This is a genomic window from Spirillospora sp. NPDC049652, assembly GCF_040675125.1.
In the GTDB taxonomy this organism is placed as follows: Bacteria; Actinomycetota; Actinomycetes; order Streptosporangiales; family Streptosporangiaceae; genus Spirillospora.
This window is the reverse complement of record NZ_JBFAOF010000573.1, coordinates 1-4670: the sequence shown is the minus strand read 5'-3', so window position 1 is coordinate 4670 and position 4670 is coordinate 1. Positions and strand designations below refer to the sequence as shown.

Below are 4670 nucleotides of genomic sequence, written 5' to 3'. Positions count from 1 at the left end.
ACGCGTGGACCGTCCCCGCGCAGCTCACCGCGCTGGCCGCGCTGACCGGGCGGGTCCCCGACCACCAGGTGCTCTACCGGTTCCGGCACGCGGCGACCGACGCGCAGATGGCGGCCGGCCGCGCCGCCGTCGCCGCCGCCGCGCCGCCCGGTTCGCTGACCGGCGCGGGCTCGTACCTGGAGATCCGGCACCTCGCGGAGCGGGAGACCGCGACGTTCGTGCCGTTCATCGTCGCGTTCGGGCTGCTCGCGCTCGTGATGTCGGTGCTGACGATCGGCGTCGTGGTGAACGCGGCCGTCGCCGCCGCGACGCACCGGATCGGCGTGCTGAAGTCGCTCGGCTTCACGCCGGCGCAGGTCGTCACCGGGTACGTGGGCAAGGCGCTGATCCCCGCCGCGATCGGGACGGGCCTCGGCGTCGTGTTCGGCAACCTGCTGGCCCTCCCGGCGCTGCGCCAGGAGGGCACCGCCTACAAGACCGGCGCCCGGGCCGTCGCGCCGTGGATCAACGTCGCGGTGGCCGCCGCCGCGCTCGCCGCCGTCGCGGTCACGGCCCTGGTCCCCGCGCTCCGCGCCGGACGGCTCCGGGCGGCGGTGGCGATCGCGGTCGGACGCGCGCCGCGTCCGGGCCGGGGCCGGACGGTCCGCCGCCTGCTCGGCCGACTGCCGCTGCCGCGCCCGCTGAGCCTCGGCCTCGCCGCGCCGTTCGCGCGTCCGGCGCGGTCGGTCGCGATGGGCCTGGCGCTCATGCTCGGCACGGCCGCCGTCGTGTTCGGGACGGGTCTCGCCCTCTCCCTGCACCGCATCGAGAGCGGACTGAACCGGGACGAACCCGGAGACGTCGTCGCCCACACCCTGGGCCGTCCCGGCCCCGGCCCGGACTCGCAGGAGGCGCCCCCGCCTCCCGGCACGGCCCCCGGTGGCGGCGCGCCCGAGGCGCCGAACGCCGGACGGCGGTCTCCGAACGGCAGGCCGCCGGGCATGCCGAAGCCCGCCGACACCGCCGCCGTCGCCCGGACGATCGAGGCGCAGCCGGGCACCCGCCGGTACTTCACCACGTCCCAGGCGCGGATCGGCGTCGCCGGGCTGACCACGGCCGTCTCCCTGACCGCCTACACCGGGGACGCGACGTGGGGCGCGTACGAGCTCGTGTCCGGCCGCTGGTTCCACGGCCCCGGCGAGGCGGTCGCGCCGTCCCGGCTCCTGAAGGCCACCGGGACGCGGATCGGCGACACGATCACGCTGACCAACGCGGGCCGGACGGCCCGGGTCCGGATCGTCGGCGAGGTCATGATGCTGCGCGACGACGGCATGGACGTGCTGACCGACGCCGCGTCCACAGCCCCGCTCGACATCCGCTTCGACCCCGGGATGACCGAGTTCCAGATCGACGTCCGGGACGGCGCCGACGCGGCCGCCTATGCCAAGACGCTCAACGGCGCCCTGGCGGCGGTGGGCGGGTCCGCCGACCGGAACACCATCCAGATCAGCCCCACGATCGTCGCCATGGACACCCTCGCCGGGATGCTGACCGTCCTGCTGGTCGTGGTGGCCGGGCTCGGCGTGCTCAACACGGTCGTGCTGGACACCCGCGAACGCGTCCACGACCTGGGCGTCCTCAAGGCGCTCGGGATGGCGCCGAGGCAGGTCGTCACCATGATCATCACCACGGTCGGGCTCGTCGGGCTGTGCTTCGCGGCGGCCGGCGTCCCGCTCGGGACGGCGCTGCACGCGGCCGTCGTGCCGCGGATGGGCGAGGCCGCCGGGACCGGCGTCCCCGCCGCCGTCGTGGCGGTCTACGACGCGCCGCTGGTGGCCGTCCTGCTGCTCGGCGGCGTGCTGATCGCGGTCGTGGGCGCCCTGCTGCCCGCCGGATGGGCCGCCCGGACCCGCACGTCCACCGCCCTGCGCACCGAATAGCGCACCGGAAAGCGCCCGCGCCCGGACGCCGCGCGGGTCACGGCCAGCGGTAGGGCGTGTCCGGCGTCGGGATGTGCTGGGGCATGTAGCACATGGTGGTCACGTGCTCGTCCTTGCAGGTCAGGCAGAGGTAGGTGCGGTGGCCGCGCAGGCCCCGGCCCCGCTCCAGGCACGGCGGGCAGCCGCACGGGGACCAGCCGACGATCACGCGGCCGGGCCCCAGGCGGTGCCCGCGCGGGCACAGGAAGGGCACGTGCTCGGACGTCATGCCGACCACACTAATCGAACATACAATCGAAAATCACCAGCGGCCCGGCAAATCACCCGCCGGGCCGCCCGGCGTCGGAACGCGACGCGGATCACCACGTCATGGCAGGTCACCGCGCAGTGCGGCTGACCGCGCAGTTCAGAGCAGCGCGGTGCCGGTCACCGCTTCCAGTGGGGGTCGCGGCCGGAGAGCGCCAGCGCCCGCTCGAAGACCGGCGCGGACGCGTCGACCTCGACCGGCTCGGCGAAGCCGTCGTACCGCCGGTAGATCTCGGCGTTCTCCTCCACCACCGAGAACACGAACGCGGCGGCCTCCGGCGAGATCTCGAACCGCTGGCCGGTCGAGACCGCGACGTCCCAGCCGTGCACCGCCATCTCCTTGATCACCATGCCGGCGATCTGCGCGGCGGGCACCGTCATCTCCCCGAGGTCGATGTCGCCCTCCCAGACCTCCGGGTCGGCCCAGGCGGCGACGGCCCGGTCGAGCTGGACGGCGTAGGCCGCGGCCCACTCCGGGTCGGCGGTGAAGTCCCGCCCGGTCAGCTCCTCCGGGAGCGTCTCGCGGCGCGCCCGGTGCTCCAGGCCGTGCGAGGTGTACAGGACCCAGTGGTTCACCAGCGTCCGCAGGTCGAAGTCGGCGCACGTGGTCGTGTCGTCCCAGTGGCCGTCCGGAACGTTCCGCGCGACGCGCGCCGCCTCGGCGGCGCATTCCTTCATGTGGCTGTGCAGGTCCCTCATGACGATCAGGCTAGGGGGCCCGCCACCTCGCGTTCTTGGAGATTCGCGACAGCTAGGGTGGGGGTGTGGAGAACGTGGCACGGGGCGTCCTGTACCCGGCGCGGCACGTGGAGGCGGTCGAGACCGGACGGCACGACCCGTCCCCCGATGCCGCCCGGTTCGTGGAGCTGTACTGGCACGTGCGGTGGCGGGTGGCCGAGCCGCACGACAGCAAGGTCCTGTCGTACCCGAGCGTCCACCTGGTCTTCGAGGACGAGGGGCCCCTCGTCTACGGGGTCGTGCGCGACCTGTTCGTGCGCCGCCTGGAGGGCGAGGGCCAGGTGTTCGGGGTGAAGTTCCGGCCGGGCTGCTTCCGGCCGTTCGCCGGCGGCCCGGTGAGCGACCTCACCGACCGCCGGGTCCCGGCCGCCGAGGTCTTCGGGCCCGGCGTCGCGGACCTCGCCGGGCAGGTCATGGCGGGCCGCGAGACCGCCCGGATGGCCGCGCTCGCCGAGGCGTTCCTGCTGGAACGGCTCCCCGAGCCCGACCCGGCCGCCGCCGAGGTCGCGGGGATGGTCGAGTGGATCACCGCCCGGCCCGAGCTGCTGCGCGTGGAGGAGGCCGCCGAGTCCCTGGGCGTGTCCACCCGCACGCTGCAGCGGCTGTTCGCCGAGTACGTCGGCGTGACCCCCAAGTGGGTGATGCGCCGGGCCCGCCTGCACGAGGCCGCGACGCGCGCGGGCGCGGGCGACGCCGTCGACTGGGCCGCCCTCGCCGCCGACCTCGGCTACTTCGACCAGGCCCACCTGGTCCGGGACTTCACCGCCACGGTCGGCGTCCCGCCCGCCCGCTACGCCCGCAGCGGCTGAGCGGCGTCCGAACGCACGCGAGGGGGAAGCATGGTCCGGGCCGGGTTGACGGTCGACAAGATCGTCCAGGCGGCGGCGGAGATGGCCGACGAGCACGGGATCGAGAACGTGACGGTCTCGGCGCTCGCGCGCCGCTTCGGCGTCCGCGACGCGAGCCTGTACTCGCACATCCGGAGCCTGGCCGAACTGCGCCGCCGGGTCGCGCTCCAGGCGGGCGACGAGCAGGCCGAACGCATCGCCGAGGCGGTCGCCGGACGCGCCGGGCGCGACGCCCTGGTCGCCTTCGCCAACGCCTACCGCGACTACGCCCGCGAGCATCCCGGCCGCTACGCCGCCATGCAGATCCCGGTCCGGCCCGAAGACGCGGAGCTGATGGCCCAGGTGAAGGGGTCACGCGGTGTCGAGGTCACGATCGCGATGATGCGCGCCTACGCGCTGCCCGACCCCGACCTCACCGACGCCGTCCGGCTGCTGCGCAGCGCCTTCCACGGCTTCATCTCCCTGGAGGCGAACGGCGCCTTCGGCCACCCCCGCGACGTCCAGGCGTCCTGGGACAAGGCGCTGGAGGCGCTCCACCTGCTGCTCACCACCTGGCCCTCCGGCGGTGAGGAGCCGGGCCCGGCGTGACGGCGGGAACGCCGCGACACCGGGCCCAGGTCGCCTCGGCGGAGTGATCGAGGAGCGCGGGCGGCCAGTAGCGCGGACGGTCAGTGGTCGCGGGCGGTGACCAGGCGGGCGAGGTCGCGCAGGTGCTCGGCCGCCGCGCCCATCGGCTCGGCGGCGTCGAGCTCGGCCAGCGCCTCCGCCACCATCTCGGCGGCGCGCCCCCGGGTCCAGTCGCGCCCGCCGGCGGCCTCGACCAGCTCCGCGGCGCGGACCCGTTCGGCGTCCCCCAGCG

5 protein-coding genes and 1 pseudogene are annotated in these 4670 nt (G+C 75.2%); 3 read left to right on the top strand and 3 right to left on the bottom strand.

The features are described from left to right. Nucleotides 1-1919: ABC transporter permease (locus tag AB0J52_RS28110; protein ID WP_500185423.1), on the top strand; the 1919-nt coding region annotated here is incomplete at its 5' end. A gap of 37 nt (nucleotides 1920-1956) precedes the next feature. Here AB0J52_RS28110 and AB0J52_RS28105 read toward each other — a convergent pair. After that, entirely contained in the window at nucleotides 1957-2187 is a 231-nt protein-coding gene (locus AB0J52_RS28105) for a hypothetical protein (RefSeq protein WP_500185421.1), read from the bottom strand. A gap of 158 nt (nucleotides 2188-2345) precedes the next feature. Further along, the gene (locus AB0J52_RS28100) at nucleotides 2346-2924 is read right to left on the bottom strand and encodes a TIGR03086 family metal-binding protein (RefSeq protein WP_500185419.1); all 579 of its coding nucleotides are present in this window, start codon (nucleotides 2922-2924) and stop codon (nucleotides 2346-2348) included. 65 nt (nucleotides 2925-2989) lie between these two features. Here AB0J52_RS28100 and AB0J52_RS28095 point away from each other — a divergent pair, with 65 nt between their 5' ends. After that, the gene (locus tag AB0J52_RS28095; RefSeq protein WP_500185418.1) at nucleotides 2990-3772 is read left to right on the top strand and encodes a DUF6597 domain-containing transcriptional factor; all 783 of its coding nucleotides are present in this window, start codon (nucleotides 2990-2992) and stop codon (nucleotides 3770-3772) included. Between the two features lie 30 nt (nucleotides 3773-3802). Further along, nucleotides 3803-4399, top strand: coding sequence for a TetR/AcrR family transcriptional regulator (locus AB0J52_RS28090; protein WP_500185416.1), 597 nt, complete (start codon nucleotides 3803-3805; stop codon nucleotides 4397-4399). 80 nt (nucleotides 4400-4479) lie between these two features. Here AB0J52_RS28090 and AB0J52_RS28085 read toward each other — a convergent pair. Next, nucleotides 4480-4670: pseudogene (locus AB0J52_RS28085) on the bottom strand (polyprenyl synthetase family protein); the annotation flags it as partial.